An 18,281-nucleotide genomic window follows, 5' to 3' on the forward strand; every position below is an offset into this window, starting at 1 on the left:
TAAAAGCCTACGCTTCGTAAAACAATTCAGAGGTTGCTTTATCGGCTACTTGCGATGAAAGCGAGGCTTCTACTGCTTCATCTGAATAGTCGTGACGCTTTTCTGGGTTCATACCTAATTTTTTAATTAGGTTCATATCGGCATCAGCATCTGGGTTTTCGGTGGTAAGTAGCTTATCGCCATAAAATATTGAGTTAGCGCCTGCAAAAAAGCACATCGATTGCATTTGCTCGTTCATGGCGTTTCGCCCTGCCGATAAACGCACATAGCTATGTGGCATCATAATGCGCGCTGTTGCTATGGTACGTATAAATTCAAAGTGATCTAAATCGTCTACGTTTTCAAGCGGAGTGCCTTTTACTTTAACGAGCATATTAATAGGCACACTTTCTGGTTGTTGTGGCAAATTAGCTAGTTGCATAAGTAGTCCAAAACGGTCGCTTGCTTGCTCACCCATACCGACTATTCCGCCTGAGCATACTTTCATACCGGCATCGCGTACGTGGTCAATGGTATTTAATCTATCTTGAAAAGTACGAGTTGATATAATTTGCTCGTAATACTCAGGTGACGTGTCAAGGTTATGATTATAGTAATCAAGCCCTGCATCTCTAAGTTCATGCGCTTTTTCGTTTGTGAGTTTACCCAGCGTCATACAGGTTTCTAACCCTAGCTCTTTTACTTCTTTAACCATTTGCGAAATGTATGGCATGTCTCTGTCTTTTGGATCTGACCATGCAGCCCCCATACAAAAACGGGTAGCGCCTTTTTGTTTTGCAAGGCGTGCTTGCTCTACTACTTTTTCTACTTCTATTAAGCGTTCGCGTTCTAAATCTGTTCGGTAATGCCCCGACTGCGGACAGTACTTACAGTCTTCTGGGCAAGCGCCTGTTTTAATTGATAACAACGTAGAAATTTGCACTTCATTTGGGTTGAAGTTAGCACGGTGAACCGATGCGGCTTTAAAAAGTAAATCGTTAAATGGCATTTCAAATAATGCTTTAACTTCAGCGTGGGTCCAATCGTGACGAACAGGTGCAAGTTCCATAATACTCTCTTATTTTTTTCATAACGGTGATATTGGCTTAGTCTACGAGTTGAAGTACCATTGTCAACGAAGCCCACCAAGTTAAAGTTTACATATGATTAAAAAGAATACGATTGACCTTGATTTTGATCGTGAGCACATTTGGCATCCATATACGTCTATGACCAAGCCAATTCCGGTATACCCCGTTACACATGCTAATCACAATATTATTCACCTCGAAACTGGCGAGCAATTAATCGATGGCATGGCCTCGTGGTGGAGCGCAATACATGGCTATAACCACCCTGTTATAAATAACGCCATGATTGAGCAAATCAACTGTATGAGCCACATTATGTTTGGCGGTATTACGCATATCAGCGCAGTAGAGCTGTGCAAAAAAATAGTAAATATAACGCCGCCTAGTTTAACTAAAGTGTTTTTAGCCGACAGCGGATCGGTAAGTGTTGAAGTAGCAATAAAAATGGCGCTGCAATATTGGTTAAGTCAAGGCATTACAACAAAACAAAAATTAATGACACCTTACAAGGGCTACCATGGCGACACCTTTGCAGCCATGAGCGTATGCGACCCAGTTAACTCAATGCATAGTTTGTATTCAGGATTTTTACCTGAACACGTATTTGTGCCTGCACCGGTTAGTCAATTTGGGAGCGAGTTTAACCAAACTGAAGCCCAAGAGCTTGAAGAATACTTTAAAGCAAACCACAGCCAAGTAGCCGCCTTTATCATTGAGCCAATAGTACAAAACGCGGGGGGTATGAACTTTTATCACCCTGATTATTTAGCCTGCGTACGTAAATTATGCACCCAATATAACGTACTGTTAATTTGCGACGAAATTGCCACAGGCTTTGGCCGTACAGGTAAATTATTTGCTGTAGAGCACGCCAATATAGAGCCCGATATAATGTGTATTGGTAAAGCATTAACCGGCGGCTCAATGACGCTATCGGCCACTATAACAAGTGATAAAATAGCCATTGGCATAAGCGAAGGTGAAGCCGGTGTTTTAATGCACGGCCCTACGTTTATGGGTAACCCGCTTGCCTGTGCAGCGGCCTGCGCAAGTATTGATTTATTACTTGAGAAAAACTGGCAACAACGAATAAAGCAGCTAAACACCCAGCTACAACAACTTAATAAATGCAGTGAACTAGATGCGGTTGCCAATGTGCGTACCTTAGGAGCAATAGGCGTTGTTGAACTGAACGAGGCTGCGGGCAATGTTGATGTTGCTAAAATTCAGGCTTATTTTGTAGAGCAAGGTGTATGGATACGCCCATTCGGTAAACTAATTTACCTTATGCCACCGTATATAAGTGACGACACAAGTATAAAAACACTGTGTGATGCCATTTATAATGCCATTAAAGGCAAACATTACGCTTAATAGTCGGTCTCAATAACTAATCCTAATACAGGTTATAGCGCTATTTGCTGTAACCTACCGCTACATTTAGTGTTTTTATCTATTAAGCGAGTTTGTAGTTATTGATCTCGTTAACCATTAGCTATATGATAATGTCTATCATTTACAATTACCTTTTTGGACTTCTTTGCTATGAAATTACTATTTAAACCAGCCAAAACTTTAGGTGCAAGCCTTTTACTAGCCTCGGCGTTTATGGCTCAACCAGTATTAGCTAACGGCCCTATTGGCGAGCATGTTAATCATCTTCAAGCTAACCTTAAAAGTTACGCAGAAGAAGTAGAATGGATGGTAGGCAAAGTTGATACCATGGTAAGCGACTACGATACTAAAGGCGCAAAATCTGTAAAAACTGATGATTTAATTGAATATTGGGAATCAGTTAAGTTTCACAGCGCAATAGAAACTAACTTTGTACCAGTATACGCCTCTATTTGGCAGGGTCTTTATGGCGTAAAAATGGCCATTGATAATAAAGAGCCTGCTGAGGAAGTTCGTAAACAGCAAAAAGCGATGAACATAGCCTTGTGGCAAGGCCTTGGGGCTGTTAAGCTTGCTGCAAAATTCCAGCAAAAAGGCTTGTTAGACACAGTAAAAGCAACCGCTACAACTCAAATGACACAAAGTGCCACAATTGATGAAATTAAGCACAAATTAGACCGTGTAGTAGCTAAATTTGCTGAGCGTTTACGAGATGAAGCAACTGAAATTGTTCACGATACTTATCTGCACCTGTTTGAAGGCGTTGAAGGTACTCTTATTGAACAAGATGCAAAACTAGTTGAAGTGCTGGAAAAAGACTTTAACGTAACACTGCCACAGGCCATTAAAAACAGCAAAAGCGTAGACGAAGTACGCGATGTGATCAGTGACATGCAAACAAAATTAGACCGCGCTAAGGTTTTAATAGAAAAAGCCGAAAAAGCTCGTAAGGATGTATTTTAAGTGAAGCGTAGGACCTTTATTCAAGGCCTAGCCGCGTTAGGGGTGGTTGGCTCATTGCCACTGCCTTTTTCTCGTGCGCTAGCCGCTGATATAGCAAACCCTGTTTCTGTTGACGATTTACCAAAGCTTAAAGGCGAGTTAACGCTTTATTTAGGCCGAGGCGAAGGTGGTTTGTATGAAAACGTATTACAAGCAATCCAGAAAAAAAATCCAGACTTTAAACTCGGTATACGCCGAGGTCCTACTGCTGCTTTAGCAAATACCATTGTTGCAGAAGCTAAAGCTGGCGTTCGCCGGGCTGATTTATTTTGGGCGGTTGATTCAGGCGCAATTGGTTTAGTAACCGATGCTGGCCTTGCACAACCTATCCCAGGTGATTTATCTGCTCAGTTACAACCACAGTTTAGATATAAAGAGTGGGCACCAGTAACTGGCCGTATTCGTACATTGCCATATAACACGTCGCGTTTGACTAAAGATCAAATTCCAACAAGTATTATGGAAATTGCCGACAGCGATTTAAGTATTGGTTGGGCGCCCGCCTACGCTTCTTTTCAATCGTTTGTAACCGCAATGCGAATCTTAGAAGGCGATGACAAAACCGCTAAGTGGCTTAAAAAGGTTCAAAAACGTGCTAAAACATACGCCGGCGAGCTAGGTGTTGTTATGGGCGTTGAACGCGGTGAAGTTGATATTGGTTTTGCAAATCACTATTACACTTTGCGTTTAAAATCAGGTAAGCCTGATGCCAAGCTAGATTTAGCATTTACACAAAATGATGCGGGCTGTTTAGTTAATGCATCGGGTGTATTAGCGCTTAACGACGATCCGCTTGCAACTAACTTTATGCGTTACTTACTAAGTAAAGAAGTACAAGGTTACTTAGCCAGTGAAGCGTACGAAATTCCGTTAGTAAATGGTATTACCCAACCTGAGGGTTTACCGTCACTTGCTAATATTTCTCCACCTAAAGTAGATTTAACACAGCTAGCTGATTTACGCCCTACTATAGATTTGATGCGAAGCAGCGGCGTATTGTAATGAAAATACCTGCCTCTTATCCAATGGCGCTGCTTGCAGCGCTTGTTGCGCTTACCCCTGTTTATGTATTAATTGTGCTTGCAAGCGATGCAAGCTCAGTGTTTGACACCCACAACCTGCAAATTTTAGGTAACACGTTATCGTTAATGGGTTTAACGGTACTCGGATCTATTTTAATTGGTGTGCCACTGGCGTTTATTAGCGCGTATGTGCATTTACCATTTAAAAAGCTCTGGCTGGTTGTATTTGCAGCCCCACTGGCAATTCCCAGTTATATTGGCGCATTTACACTTTATGCTGCTTTTGGCCCCGGTGGCGAAATAAACACCTTAACAGGAATAGAAACACCATCTATGTATGGCCTAACAGGTGCCGCCATTGTAATGACACTTTATACCTTCCCGTTTGTAATGATGACAACTCGCTCATCCCTACTGAGCCTTGACGCAAGCATGGTTAACGCTGCGCGTACGCTGGGCATGTCGATGACGCAAAGTATATTTAAAGTTATATTACCGCGCGTAGTTAACGGTATTGCAGCAGGCTCATTGTTAGTCGCGCTTTATACGTTATCTGACTTTGGTACGCCCGCAATGATGCGCTTAGATACCTTTACTCGCGTAATTTACGTTGAATACAATGCCTTTGCATTAGGACGCGCTGCAATGCTTTCACTTCAGCTGATGGTTATTGTCGGTTTTTTACTTTTAGTTGAATCACAAATAAAAACAGCACCTGAGCGCCATGGTCGCCCGTTAATTTTATTTCCAAGTAAATTACAATTAAGTGCGATGTTTGTTACGTTTGCACCTGTTTTACTACTCGCTATTGGCTTGCCTTTGGCTATATTTTCGCTTTGGTTAGCTCGCGATGGTTTTAGCTCATTTGATTTTAATATTGCATGGAACTCTACGTATGCATCGGGTATTGCGGCAATTGTAGCCGTTATCGTTGCGATCCCCGTTGCACATGCCGCACTGAGTGGAAAAGCGGGTCGTATAATGGAGCGTGTTACTTACTTTGGTTTTGGTATTCCGGGTATAGTAATGGGCACAGCGCTTGTTTACGGTGGTTTGCAGTTGCCGTTTTTATATCAAACACTGGGATTGCTTATTATTGCTTATACGCTGCGATTTTTACCACTTGCTGTAGGCTCTGTTAGAACAAGCACCGAACACTTAGATCCAAGCTTAGTAAAGTCTGCGCGCGTATTAGGGGCAAGCCCACGTGAAGTATTTACTCGTATAACACTGCCTTTAACAATGCGTGGTATTATTGCCGGTGCAGCACTGGTGTTTTTAGAGTCAATGCGCGAACTCGAAGCCACGCTACTACTTGGTCCTACAGGGTTTGAAACCCTCTCTACTTATTTATGGCGTGTATACGAAGCGGGCTATTTTGGTCGCGCCGCTATTCCTGGATTATTGTTAGTAGTGATATCTGCCTGCGGGTTAGCTATTATGATGTCTGGCGAAAAACGCAACCAGTTTGAACATTAAGGATTTAAGAAACAATGCTATCTGTAAGTCAGTTGTCTATAGATTATGGCAGTAACCGCGTAGTAAGCGATTTAAACTTTTCGCTGGGTGAAAACGAAATCCTTATGCTTGTAGGGCCAACAGGTTGTGGTAAAAGTACAATTTTACAAGCCCTTGCTGGCCTTATACCTATTAGCGAAGGCGAAATAAACACGGGGAAATGGCGCGCTACTCCCAAATTAACACTACCTCCTGAAAAACGCAGTGTAGGTATGGTGTTTCAAGATTTTGCGTTATTTCCGCACTTAACCGTACAGCAAAACATTTGCTTTAGATTAAAAGATACAGCCCCTGCTGAGTATTGGATAAACCTACTTGGGTTGAGCGATTTTAGAGATAAAAAACCAGCAACGCTTTCTGGCGGACAAAAGCAACGCGTTGCACTTGCGCGTACCCTTGCCCACCAACCTGACTTTGTATTACTTGATGAGCCGCTTTCAAACTTAGATGCCGCCCTTAAAGACATGCTTCGTTGGGATATTAGAAACGCACTTAAAGCCGCTGGCGTACCGGCGATTTGGGTAACACACGACCAAGAAGAAGCACTCTCAGTTGGCGACCGCGTTGGTGTGCTTAAAGACGGCAAAATTCAGCAAATCGATTCACCCGAGCGCTGTTTTAGTACCCCAAACAATCGCTTTGTGGCACGCTTTTTAGGTGAAGCCAGCTTTATTAGCGGCCAATTTAGCCAAGGACAAGCCACTACCTCAATTGGTAATGCGCCCGCTCATGGCGTTGACTGTGAAAGTGGCGACGTTGATGTACTACTTCGACCAGACGATGTGTTACTTGTACAAAGCAGCGTTGGCAATAACGGCGAAGTAATTTGGGTACGTTTTGAAGGTGGCAGCCGCTTGTGCGCTGTAAAACTTGCGTGCTCTACGGTTGTAACTAGCCGAGTAAGCCATGAAGTTGTGGTAAACCCTGGCGACGAAGTGCATGTATCACTAAGTACCTCGCACCCATTAGCGGTTTATAAACAAAAAGCTTAATTACCTTGTAACTTACATAAACCAAAAAAGCCCATATATGGGCTTTTTAATAGGTATTGCTATGTATGTTACTAACTAAACTCGAAGCACTACCACTCAAACATGTAGGCCATTTTGCTTATAGTTTTTAGCGGCACATTATGTGAGTTTCGTTTAGCGTATAGGTGCTGCATAGCTTTGTCTTTTACTTCACCCACTATCACTTCTTTTACTTGATAACCTAAAGCAACGGCAGCTTGAGAGTAAGCTATAAATTCCCACTTTTTAATATTGGTGTTATCTACAATCACCAATGGAATGCCTTGAGCAAGTGCATTTATAAAGCGCGCCAAATTTAAATTATGAAATTGTGGTAACTTAAATTTATCAAAATGATATTCGCCCTGCTCATTATTAAAGTAATCATCAGTTGAGCAAATTAGATACTGACTTTCGTCGGCTCCACCTAATTCGTCAGCAAGGCTTTGCGCGTAGTAAGACTTACCACTTCCTGGTAGTCCTCGTAAAATAAAAACTTGTTTCATAGCATCGATTTTTTAAGGGTGAATAAATATTAATTTAGTTTGGATGTTAATAATGCCACAAAATCATTAAATTTCAGAGCAACAAATCATAATAGTGGCAATTAAACTCTAAAAACTGTTTAAAAATAAACCGCATGCATAAAAACTTTTAAAGAGTTGCCCACAATAGTTTTTTTATTTAACTTTACTAGGTAAGATACATGGTTCAAGTGCAGCGCCGTTTATGTGCAATTTATGCCCGAGTGTTGCGCACAGTTAAAATAAAATAGTTAGGCAACTTATATCATTGGAGTGAAGATGAGCCATTTAGCGATTTCAGAGCTATTAAAAGGCAATGTTGCGGTAGACAGCCAAGTAACAATTAAGGGCTGGATCCGTACTCGCCGCGATTCAAAAGCAGGAATTTCATTTTTAGCCGTTCATGACGGTTCGTGTTTTGATCCTATTCAAGCGGTAGTTCCTAATTCACTGAATAATTATGATGAAGTTACTAGCTTAACAGCCGGTTGTTCTGTGTCGGTTACTGGTGTTTTAGTTCAATCTGCTGGCCAAGGTCAATCTTACGAAATTCAAGCTAACTCAGTGACTGTGTTAGGTTGGGTAGAAAACCCAGATTCATACCCAATGTCGGCAAAGCGCCACAGCATTGAGTACTTACGTGAGCACGCTCACCTTCGCCCTCGTACAAATATGATTGGCGCGGTAACTCGTGTACGTAACTGTTTAGCACAAGCTATTCACCGTTTTTACCACGAGCAAGGCTTTTACTGGATCAGCACGCCAATTATTACAGCAAGTGACTGTGAAGGCGCTGGCGAAATGTTCCGTGTATCTACGCTTGATATGCAAAACTTACCGCTTACAGATAAAGGCGAAGTTGATTACAGCGAAGATTTCTTTGGTAAAGAAGCATTCCTTACTGTATCTGGCCAGTTAAATGGCGAAACTTACGCGTCTGCAATGTCAAAAATTTACACGTTTGGCCCAACATTCCGTGCAGAGAATTCAAATACATCTCGCCACCTTGCAGAATTTTGGATGGTAGAGCCAGAAGTCGCATTTGCTGATTTAGAAGACATAGCAAAACTTGCTGAAAACATGCTTAAGTATGTGTTTAAAGCCGTACTTGAAGAGCGCCGTGATGATATGGAATTTTTTGCACAACGTGTAGAAAAAACCGCAATTACGCGTTTAGAAGAATTTGTAGATAAAGACTTTGCACAAGTTGACTACACAGACGCTGTAGAAATCCTTAAAAACTGTGGCAAAAAGTTTGAGTACGCTGTTGAATGGGGTGTAGATTTACAATCTGAGCACGAGCGTTACTTAGCTGAAGAGCACTTTAAAGCACCGGTAGTTATTAAAAACTACCCTCGTGACATTAAAGCATTTTACATGCGCCAAAACGAAGACGGTAAAACCGTTGCCGCTATGGACGTTGTAGCACCAGGTATTGGTGAGATCATTGGTGGTTCACAACGTGAAGAACGCCTTGATGTGCTTGATGCACGCCTAGAAGAAATGGGCTTAAACAAAGAAGATTACAGCTGGTACCGCGATTTACGTAAATACGGTAGCGTGCCGCACTCAGGCTTTGGTTTAGGCTTTGAACGCTTAGTTGCTTATGTAACAGGTATGGGCAACGTACGTGACGTTATTGCCTTCCCTCGTACTAAAGGCAGCGCAACTTACTAATATTTAGTAAGATGTTTATAAATACTAAAAACCGGCCAATTGGCTGGTTTTTTTGTGTCTTTAATCTACCGAATAAAAAAGCCGCAGCACTCAAAGAGCACCACGGCTTTCAACCAGAATAAGTTTGTTTATTTAAAGGCTATAAAGCACTCTCTAACTGTGGCAGTACTTCAAACAAATCAGCCACTAAACCGTAGTCAGCTACCTGAAAAATAGGTGCGTCTGGGTCTTTATTTATCGCGACGATTACTTTTGAGTCTTTCATACCGGCTAAATGCTGAATAGCACCGCTGATACCTACAGCAATATATAAGTTAGGTGCTACAATTTTACCTGTTTGCCCTACTTGCATGTCGTTAGGTACAAAGCCTGCATCAACTGCTGCACGCGATGCACCAATAGCTGCACCTAGTTTATCGGCAATACCATTAAGTAATGCAAAGTTTTCGCCGTTTTGCATACCGCGACCACCCGATATGACCACACTAGCTGCTGTAAGCTCAGGGCGTTCTGATTCGGTTTGCTCAACACTTACAAAGCTGCTTAATTGTGAATCTGATACTGTATCAATGCTTGTTATAGCAACAGCTGATTGCTCACCTTGTAAATCGAAGCTACTGGCACGTACGGTAATTACTTTTTTACTGTCGAGTGATTTAACCGTGGCGATTGCATTACCTGCGTAAATTGGACGTTTAAATGTATCGGCGTCCACTACTGCGATAATTTCAGAAATTTGCGCAACATCTAATAGTGCGGCAACACGTGGCATAAAGTTTTTGCCCGTTGTAGTAGCACTTGCAACAATGTGGCTGTAGTTGTCGCTAAGTGATAAAACTAAATCGCTCATGCTCTCAGCTAACTGATGTTCATAAACGACATTATCGGCAACCAAAACATTAGCTACGCCATCAATGCTGGCCACTTGTGAGCTCATTGCGCTTAAGTTGTTACCTGCAATTAGTACATCAATAGGAAAACCCATTTTTACTGCGGCGTTAATAGTTTTTGAGGTTTCTGGTTTTAAGGCACCGTTGTCGTGCTCTGCAATTACGAGTGTTTTCATTTAAATCACCTTTGCCTCTGTTTTTAATTTTTCTACAAGCTGCGCTACGTCTTCTACAATAATTCCTGCGTTGCGTTTAGCTGGCTCTTCTACACTTATTAATTGCATACGCGGTGTTAAATCAACACCAAGCGAATCTGTTGCTATTACTTCAAGCGGCTTACGTTTGGCTTTCATAATATTTGGCAGTGATGCGTAGCGAGGCTCATTTAAGCGTAAATCAGTTGTAACAACTGCCGGTAAATTAAGTGCTACCGTTTGCAGCCCGCCATCAACTTCGCGTGTTACGTTTACTTTGCCATTTTCAATAACTACTTTTGATGCAAATGTACCCTGCCCGCGATTAGTTAATGCAGCAAGCATTTGACCTGTTTGATTATTATCTGAGTCAATTGACTGCTTACCTAAAATGACAAGTTCAGGCGTTTCTTGCTCTACAATTTTAGCGAGTAGTTTTGCAATATGAAGTGACTCGAGCTTTTCATCGTTTTCGATGTGAATGGCTTTGTCAGCGCCCAATGCTAATGCTGTGCGTAATTGTTCTTGTGATGCTTTTGGACCAATAGTTACGGCAACCACCTCAGTGGCGGTACCGGCTTCTTTAAGGCGAATTGCTTCTTCTATAGCAATCTCACAAAACGGGTTCATTGCCATTTTAACGTTGGTTAAATCAACGTCGCTGTTATCACTTTTAACGCGTGCTTTTACGTTGTAATCAATCACTCTTTTTATTGGTACGAGAACTTTCATAGGAACTCCATAATTATTTAAACCTACAAGGTAACGTGCACGTCAACCTATTTATTTTATGAAATTAGACTACTTCCTGTTGACGTAAACGTCAACCTAAAATAACCTTTAACTATTCACAGTCTGTAACGTTTAATTTGCAAGGTTATAAATAGGCTGTACACCTTATTTAAATGCGTAGTAAACATTCAAATAAGTCCGTCATAGATAAAGAGGTTATTATGGTCGAACGTGAAACCATGGAATTTGATGTAGTAATTGTTGGTGCAGGCCCTGCTGGGCTTTCAAGTGCAATTAAACTCGCGCAATTAGCACAAGAAAAACAACAAGAGTGCATGATTTGCGTAGTCGAAAAAGGTTCTGAAGTAGGAGCACATGTACTCTCTGGTGCTGTTTTTGAAACCAAAGCTTTGGATGAACTACTACCTAATTGGCAAGAGCTTGGCGCACCGGTTACAACCAAAGTAACTAATGATGAAATTTATTGGTTTAATAACGAGCAAAAAGCGACATCAATCCCCCACTTTGCTACACCAAAAACATTTCATAATGATGGTAACTTCATTGTATCTATGGGCAATGTATGTCGATGGCTTGCAGAGCAAGCTGAGAGCTTAGGCGTAGAGATATTTCCAGGATTTAGCGCACACTCTTTAATAATTGAAGATGAAGCAGTAAAAGGCATTATTACTGGCGATATGGGTGTAGACAAAGATGGCAATGAAAAAGACGGTTACATGCCAGGCATGGAGCTTCGTGCAAAATACACTATTTTTGCCGAAGGTTGCCGAGGTCATTTAGGTAAGCAGCTAATTAATGAGTTTGCACTTGATGCAGATTCATCACCGCAGCATTACGGTTTAGGCTTTAAAGAAATCTGGCAAATAGATGAAAGTAAACATGAGCTTGGCAAGGTAGTTCATGGTACAGGTTGGCCACTTAGCGGCGATACTAATGGTGGTGCATTTATGTATCACAGTGAAAACAATCAAGTTGTTGTTGGTTTAATTGTTGATTTAAATTACTCAAACCCACATTTGAGCCCGTTCGATGAGTTTCAGCGAATGAAGCACCATCCTGTATTTAAAAACGTACTTGAAGGCGCTGAACGTATTGCTTACGGTGCGCGTGCTATTGCTAAAGGTGGCTTGCATTCATTACCAAAAATGCATTTTGCTGGTGGTTTACTTGTAGGGTGTGATGCAGGCACACTTAATTTTGCAAAAATTAAAGGTAATCACACCGCAATGAAATCGGGAATGATTGCTGCTGAAGTTATTTTTGAAGCACTGAAAAATGAGTTAGCAAATACCGATTTAACTCATTATCAAACTGCGTTTGAGCAATCGTGGGCATATAAAGAGTTATATCAATCTCGTAACTTTGGCCCTGCTATGCACAAACTCGGTAAATTTTTAGGTGGTGCGTACAATACGCTTGATCAAAACATCTTTAATGGCGCTTTACCCTTTACGTTTAAAGATAATACGCCCGATCACTCTACCCTTGTTGATGCTAACGCCGCTGACAAAATTGCATATCCAAAACCAGATGGACACCTTAGCTTTGATAAACTCTCAAGTGTGTTTTTATCAAATACTAACCACGAAGAATCACAGCCGTGTCATTTAAAGCTTAAAGATGCGTCAATTCCTATTAACGTAAATTTAGTCAAATTTGATGAACCCGCACAACGTTATTGCCCAGCAGGTGTTTACGAAGTACAAGAAATTGCAGGCAATAAAGAGTTTGTTATTAATGCCCAAAACTGTGTGCACTGTAAAACCTGCGATATTAAAGACCCAAGCCAAAACATTACATGGGTAACACCTGAAGGTGCAGGTGGGCCAAACTATCCTAATATGTAACTAAATTATGCGCTGTATAGCTATATAACTACGTTTTTTACATATAACTTATAAACATATCCTAAATTGCAGGGGCTTCGGCCCCTTTTTTACGTTATGCTAATAGTAGTTTTAATAATAAGAGTGTTATTTATGCCGTCGTCAAAAGTTATTTTTCGTTTTTTAGCAGAGCCTACTGATGTTAATTTTGGTGGTAAAGTTCATGGTGGGGCCGTCATGAAGTGGATTGACCAAGCAGGTTATGCGTGCGCTGCAGGTTGGAGTGGTCATTACTGCGTAACTGTTTCGGTTGCGGGTGTTAAATTTAGACGCCCTATTTTAGTGGGTCAAATAGTCGAAGTAGAAGCTAAAATTGCCCATACGGGTAGAAGTAGCATGCAAATATTTATTCAAGTTAGGTGTGGCGATCCAAAAACGCAAAATATGGTTGAAACAAACCATTGTGTTATCAGTTTTATTGCAATGGATGAAACGGGCTACCCAATAGAAGTGCCTTCGTTTAAAGCTGTGACCGATGAAGACATTAAATTAGAAAATTACGCTATAAAAATGAAAGAAATAGCAATTGAAACAGAAAACTTGCTTCATGAAGTCTAATTAGTAATTTAAATAGAGTAAGGCTATGTAAAAAACTCATTATACTATGTAAAACATACAACTTATTTTAGAGTACACGATTACACAAAAGTTCACTTTGATTATAAAACACGCTAAATAACACAAAAACCAATACAAAAGAACTAATTATGGCGTGTTTTTAATCCATTTTAATATTGGCACGCTCGCTGCAAGTAGATAATTGAAGTTTGATTAATGAAATCAAGCATTTGATTATTTTTTGTAAAGGAGCTATTCAATGATTAAAACACTTTCTCTTTCAGCTATTGCACTAGCAACACTGGGTTTTAACTCTGCAGCACACGCTGACATTTCTGATTTCGATTCTCCACGTATTTATACTGGTATCGGTTACGGTCAATATTCTTTTGAATTTGAAGACAGTGACAACGACACTGACTTTGACGACGATGCACAAATGCTTAAAGGCTATATTGGTACTCAGTTTAACGAATACCTAAGCTTAGAACTTGCTTATCAAAACTTTGATGAAGTAAGTGATATTGACAGCAAAGCTGAAATTGATGGCGTATCGCTTGCCGCACGTTTGGGCTACCCAATAACAGAGAGCTTTTCTGTATACGCAAAAGGTGGTTGGCTTGAGTGGGATGCAGATTACACACAAGATTTACCAGTAGGTGGTGTAACAGCGTCTACAGATGGTGGTGATGCATTTTACGGTGCGGGTATTGAATACGCACTTACAACAAATGTACAGTTTCGTTTAGAGTACGAACGCTACAAACTTGATGACGATATTGATCCAGACATGGATGTAGCATCTGTATCAGTTCAATACATGTTTTAATTAATCTTTAACATGTTTGAAAGGGTAAGCTTAAGAGCTTGCCCTTTTTTGTTTTAGGTCCTTTTTAAATATATTAATACAAAATATAAACCACTCAGTCTAATAAGTGATTTTAAACCGCTTGGTCTATAAACAATAAACTTACTTACACTAATGCCATAAATACTAAATGCAGGTAGAATAGCGCTCTATTTTATTTGTACCCGAGTACTATGAGCGATTATACCATTTCGGCTATTGGCCACATTGAATCTCCTTATAAACAAAAGTTTGCTATACCTAGGCAGCCTCGTTTAGTGCCACAAGCCAAGGCAAAACTTATTTTTGCACCTGATTTTAATCGCGAAGAGTTTGTACGTGGTTTAGATGAATTTACTCATGTTTGGTTGTTATTTCGTTTTCATGAAACGGCCGATAAAGGTTATTCTGCCATGGTGCGCCCACCACGTTTAGGTGGCAATGAGCGAAAAGGTGTGTTTGCTACCCGCGCTACATTTAGACCCAACGCGATTGGTATGAGCGCAGTAAAACTTGAAGGTATTGAGTATAAAAACGGACAACTTAGTTTATTACTCGCTGGCATTGATTTACTTGATGGCACACCCATTATCGATATTAAACCGTACTTACCCTATTCAGATGCAATGCTTGACGCCAGTGCTGGCTTTGCAGATACGCGTCCAGAAACCGAGATGACGGTTGAATTTTGCCCTCAAGCAATTGAGTTTATTAGTGCGCAAACCCAGTACCCAGACTTACATGATTTTATAGCTAATGTTTTAAAACAAGATCCCCGCCCTGCCTATAAAAAACAAAAAGACGGCGAGCAAAGCTATGGTATGACTTTGTACAATTATAATATTCGCTGGCAAGTCAATGGCGAGCATAACGTAGTAACAAACATAGAAAAAAACTAAATAACTCACTTAGCGCTTTAGTGTAAAAGCATCCGCTGTTAAACTTAAGCTCTATTAAAAGAACATAATTACTCTATTTCGGAAAAAACATGCGTACAAGCCAATATATACTCGCAACACTTAAAGAAACGCCATCAGATGCTGAAATCGTATCGCATCAGTTAATGCTTAGAGCCGGTATGATCCGTCGCGTCGCTTCGGGTTTATACACTTGGTTACCCTCTGGTTTACGTGTGCTACGTAAAGTAGAAAACATTGTACGTGAAGAAATGGACAAAGCTGGCGCCATTGAAATGCTAATGCCTGTTATTCAACCCGCTGACTTGTGGGAAGAGTCTGGCCGTTGGAATGAATTTGGTCCTGAGCTTATGCGCTTCACAGACCGTCATAACCGTACGTTTGCACTTGGTCCAACACACGAAGAAGTAATAACTGATTTCGTACGTAAAGAAATAAGCAGCTACAAGCAGTTACCTGTTACTTTATATCAAGTACAAACTAAAGTACGCGACGAACGTCGCCCTCGCTTTGGTGTTATGCGAGCTCGTGAATTTACAATGAAAGATGCCTACTCTTTTCACTTAAGTGAAGAGTGTTTAGATGCAACTTATCAAGCGATGCACAAAGCATACTGTAACATTTTTGAGCGTTTAGGCCTTGATTACCGCCCTGTACTTGCTGATACTGGGTCTATTGGTGGTAGCTTATCTCACGAGTTTCATGTACTTGCTGAGTCAGGCGAAGATGCAATTGCATTTAGTGATGGCAGTGATTACGCAGCTAATATTGAAAAAGCAGAAGCACTAGCGCCAAACGATCCACGCCCAGAAGCAAGTAAAGAGTTAAAAGCATTCCCTACTCCTGACGCTAAAACAATTAATGAGCTTAAAAAGCATTACGGTGTAAAACCTCATCGTGGTGTTAAAACCTTAATTGTTTACGGTGCACCTGATGAAAACGATGCACGTGGTTTAGTGGCGCTTGTACTTCGTGGCGATCATGATTTAAATGAATTAAAAGCTGAAAAGCACCCATTAGTAGACTCTCCGCTTGAAATGGCAACAGAGGCAGATATTGTTGCTGCTATTGGTGCAAAACCTGGCTCCTTAGGCCCGGTCGGCTTATCTATGCCTATTATTGTTGATAGAGCCGCTAATATCCTTGCTGATTTTGTTGCCGGTGCTAATAAAGACGACGAGCATTACAGCGGTATTAACTGGGATCGTGACGTAACTGATTACGAAGTTGCTGATATTCGTAATATTGTTGAAGGCGATATGAGCCCATGTGGCCAAGGCGTTTTACAAATTAAACGCGGTATTGAAGTAGGTCATATATTCCAACTTGGTACCAAGTACTCAGAAGCGATGAAAGCGGGAGTATTAAACGAAGGCGGTAAAAACCAAACCATGACCATGGGTTGTTACGGTATTGGTGTTTCACGTATTGTTGCTGCTGCTATTGAACAAAACAACGATCAATACGGGATCATTTGGCCAAAATCAATCGCGCCATTCGATTTAGCAATTGTTCCAATGAACATGCACAAATCGCATCGTATTCCTGATATTGCAAATAACCTTTACCAAGGTTTAAAAGATGCCGGTCTTGATGTGTTATTTGATGACCGTAAAGAGCGCCCTGGTGTTATGTTTAATGACATGGAGCTAATTGGTGTACCATTTACGCTGGTGATTGGTGAGCGTAACCTTGACGAGAATAAAGTTGAGCTTAAAAACCGCCGCACCGGTGAAAAGCTAATGATTGATATTGACACTGCAATTGATGCAATTAAAGCGGCTGTTAAAGGTTAATAACACGCACGCTCAAAATAGACTAAAAGGCCGCATTTAAAATGCGGCCTTTTTTATGCTCGATTAATAGCAATGCGTAATAATAGCTGCTCAATGACTCACCTTTCCTAGCTTTGTAGAAATCATTTAATTACGTGCCTTGGTATAAATTGTCATGGAGGCTTCGCTAAAGTGTCTCATAAGTGTCATTAGATTTATCTACAGTGTTTAATTATTACACTATGGATGACGGGCATGACAAACAATCAACTGCGTAAAAAACAACATTATCCAGCCATTTGGATATCTGATGTTCATTTAGGTTACAAAGATTGTAAAGCTGATTACTTACTTGATTTTTTAAACTCGGTAGAATCCGACACACTTTATTTAGTGGGTGATATTATTGACTTATGGTCAATGAAGCGACAGTTTTATTGGCACCCTTCTCATTATGAAGTATTAAACTGCATACAGACAAAAGCAGCTAGCGGTACACGTGTCATTTATATTCCCGGTAATCATGATGAAGCGTTTAGAAACTATATAAATCAAACATTATTTGGTGTTGAAATCCACCAGCAGTTTATTCACACCACTAAAGCTAATAAACGGTTTTTAATTATACACGGCGACGACTTTGATTCAGCGACTCGTTATAACAAACTTGTTAGTATTGCGGGGGATGCAGGATACGACTTTTTATTATTTTTAAATCGCTGGACCAATCGTATACGTAAAATATTTGGTGGTAACTACTACTCGCTTGCATCATGGATAAAAGCTCGGGTACACAAAGCTCGAGAAGCGATTAGTGCCTTTGAAGATGCCGCAGTTCATGAAGCTAAAAAACAAAACGTAGACGGTATTATTTGTGGACACATTCACCATCCCAAAATTAAAGTGGATGACGGTATTATGTACTGTAACGATGGTGATTGGATTGAGAGCTGTACTGCGCTTGTAGAGCAGCAAGATGGAAAGATAGAATTACTACATTGGTCAGATACACAATTTATACTCGATAGCGCAGACATAGCTATTCTTAACACGCCTTTAAATACGTCAACAAATACCAAACCAAAAAAATCGAGGGCGTTCAGAATTCTGTGTCAGCCTAAGTTGCTAAATATCTAGCACACCATCTAATCTACCTTCGAAGTGGATGGCCAATTGCGACAATGTCAGATTCCAGTTATGGATTGGCATTGTCCATTTCTTTGAGGCATTTAATATGCCTGCA

16 protein-coding genes are annotated in these 18,281 nt (G+C 40.7%); 12 read left to right on the plus strand and 4 right to left on the minus strand.

What is annotated here, in order from left to right; genetic code table 11:
* Nucleotides 1-7 precede the first annotated feature (7 nt).
* Entirely contained in the window at nucleotides 8-1,048 is a 1,041-nt protein-coding gene (gene bioB / locus I6F10_RS16420) for a biotin synthase BioB (RefSeq protein WP_002961242.1), read from the minus strand.
* A 94-nt stretch (nucleotides 1,049-1,142) separates the two neighbouring features.
* Here bioB and bioA point away from each other — a divergent pair, with 94 nt between their 5' ends.
* The 5 genes from bioA (at nucleotide 1,143) to I6F10_RS16445 (ending at nucleotide 6,999) form a co-directional block, all read left to right on the plus strand.
* Entirely contained in the window at nucleotides 1,143-2,444 is a 1,302-nt protein-coding gene (bioA, locus tag I6F10_RS16425; RefSeq protein ID WP_165744416.1) for an adenosylmethionine--8-amino-7-oxononanoate transaminase, read from the plus strand.
* 171 nt (nucleotides 2,445-2,615) lie between these two features.
* Nucleotides 2,616-3,428 carry a hypothetical protein gene (locus I6F10_RS16430; protein WP_002961238.1) on the plus strand — a complete coding sequence of 271 codons (813 nt, stop codon included), beginning with the start codon at nucleotides 2,616-2,618 and terminating at the stop codon, nucleotides 3,426-3,428.
* The gene (locus I6F10_RS16435) at nucleotides 3,429-4,469 is read left to right on the plus strand and encodes an extracellular solute-binding protein (protein ID WP_165744417.1); all 1,041 of its coding nucleotides are present in this window, start codon (nucleotides 3,429-3,431) and stop codon (nucleotides 4,467-4,469) included.
* Nucleotides 4,469-5,968 (plus strand): ABC transporter permease, encoded by a 1,500-nt coding sequence (locus I6F10_RS16440; RefSeq protein ID WP_165744418.1) that lies wholly within the window; start codon nucleotides 4,469-4,471, stop codon nucleotides 5,966-5,968. The genes I6F10_RS16435 and I6F10_RS16440 overlap by 1 nt, the downstream gene beginning before the upstream one ends.
* Before the next feature lie 14 nt (nucleotides 5,969-5,982).
* Nucleotides 5,983-6,999 (plus strand): ABC transporter ATP-binding protein, encoded by a 1,017-nt coding sequence (locus I6F10_RS16445; RefSeq protein ID WP_165744419.1) that lies wholly within the window; start codon nucleotides 5,983-5,985, stop codon nucleotides 6,997-6,999.
* 89 nt (nucleotides 7,000-7,088) lie between these two features.
* Here I6F10_RS16445 and I6F10_RS16450 read toward each other — a convergent pair whose 3' ends face one another.
* A complete protein-coding gene (locus I6F10_RS16450; RefSeq protein WP_002961231.1) occupies nucleotides 7,089-7,523 on the minus strand; it encodes an ATP-binding protein in 435 nt (144 codons plus the stop codon).
* 297 nt (nucleotides 7,524-7,820) lie between these two features.
* Here I6F10_RS16450 and asnS point away from each other — a divergent pair, with 297 nt between their 5' ends.
* The gene (asnS, locus tag I6F10_RS16455) at nucleotides 7,821-9,218 is read left to right on the plus strand and encodes an asparagine--tRNA ligase (protein ID WP_024596826.1); all 1,398 of its coding nucleotides are present in this window, start codon (nucleotides 7,821-7,823) and stop codon (nucleotides 9,216-9,218) included.
* A 139-nt stretch (nucleotides 9,219-9,357) separates the two neighbouring features.
* Here asnS and I6F10_RS16460 read toward each other — a convergent pair whose 3' ends face one another.
* Together I6F10_RS16460 and I6F10_RS16465 are read right to left on the minus strand one after the other, a co-directional pair.
* The gene (locus I6F10_RS16460) at nucleotides 9,358-10,284 is read right to left on the minus strand and encodes an electron transfer flavoprotein subunit alpha/FixB family protein (RefSeq protein WP_165744420.1); all 927 of its coding nucleotides are present in this window, start codon (nucleotides 10,282-10,284) and stop codon (nucleotides 9,358-9,360) included.
* A complete protein-coding gene (locus I6F10_RS16465; protein WP_165744421.1) occupies nucleotides 10,285-11,034 on the minus strand; it encodes an electron transfer flavoprotein subunit beta/FixA family protein in 750 nt (249 codons plus the stop codon).
* A gap of 221 nt (nucleotides 11,035-11,255) precedes the next feature.
* Here I6F10_RS16465 and I6F10_RS16470 point away from each other — a divergent pair, with 221 nt between their 5' ends.
* The 6 genes from I6F10_RS16470 to I6F10_RS16495 all read left to right on the plus strand — a co-directional run bounded on the left by I6F10_RS16470 (nucleotide 11,256) and on the right by I6F10_RS16495 (nucleotide 18,175).
* On the plus strand, nucleotides 11,256-12,902 hold the full coding sequence (locus I6F10_RS16470) for an electron transfer flavoprotein-ubiquinone oxidoreductase (RefSeq protein ID WP_165744422.1): 1,647 nt from the start codon (nucleotides 11,256-11,258) through the stop codon (nucleotides 12,900-12,902).
* 132 nt (nucleotides 12,903-13,034) lie between these two features.
* Nucleotides 13,035-13,499 (plus strand): acyl-CoA thioesterase, encoded by a 465-nt coding sequence (locus I6F10_RS16475; protein WP_002961226.1) that lies wholly within the window; start codon nucleotides 13,035-13,037, stop codon nucleotides 13,497-13,499.
* Between the two features lie 259 nt (nucleotides 13,500-13,758).
* Entirely contained in the window at nucleotides 13,759-14,328 is a 570-nt protein-coding gene (locus I6F10_RS16480; protein ID WP_002961225.1) for an outer membrane beta-barrel protein, read from the plus strand.
* A 212-nt stretch (nucleotides 14,329-14,540) separates the two neighbouring features.
* A complete protein-coding gene (gene tsaA, locus I6F10_RS16485) occupies nucleotides 14,541-15,245 on the plus strand; it encodes a tRNA (N6-threonylcarbamoyladenosine(37)-N6)-methyltransferase TrmO (RefSeq protein ID WP_165744423.1) in 705 nt (234 codons plus the stop codon).
* 89 nt (nucleotides 15,246-15,334) lie between these two features.
* Nucleotides 15,335-17,059, plus strand: coding sequence for a proline--tRNA ligase (locus tag I6F10_RS16490; protein WP_165744424.1), 1,725 nt, complete (start codon nucleotides 15,335-15,337; stop codon nucleotides 17,057-17,059).
* 234 nt (nucleotides 17,060-17,293) lie between these two features.
* Nucleotides 17,294-18,175 carry a UDP-2,3-diacylglucosamine diphosphatase gene (locus I6F10_RS16495; protein WP_165744425.1) on the plus strand — a complete coding sequence of 294 codons (882 nt, stop codon included), beginning with the start codon at nucleotides 17,294-17,296 and terminating at the stop codon, nucleotides 18,173-18,175.
* The last annotated feature ends 106 nt before the right edge of the window (nucleotides 18,176-18,281 follow it).

The sequence above is a fragment of the Pseudoalteromonas sp. SWYJZ98 genome, from assembly GCF_015864495.1.
Classification (GTDB): Bacteria; Pseudomonadota; Gammaproteobacteria; order Enterobacterales; family Alteromonadaceae; genus Pseudoalteromonas; species Pseudoalteromonas distincta.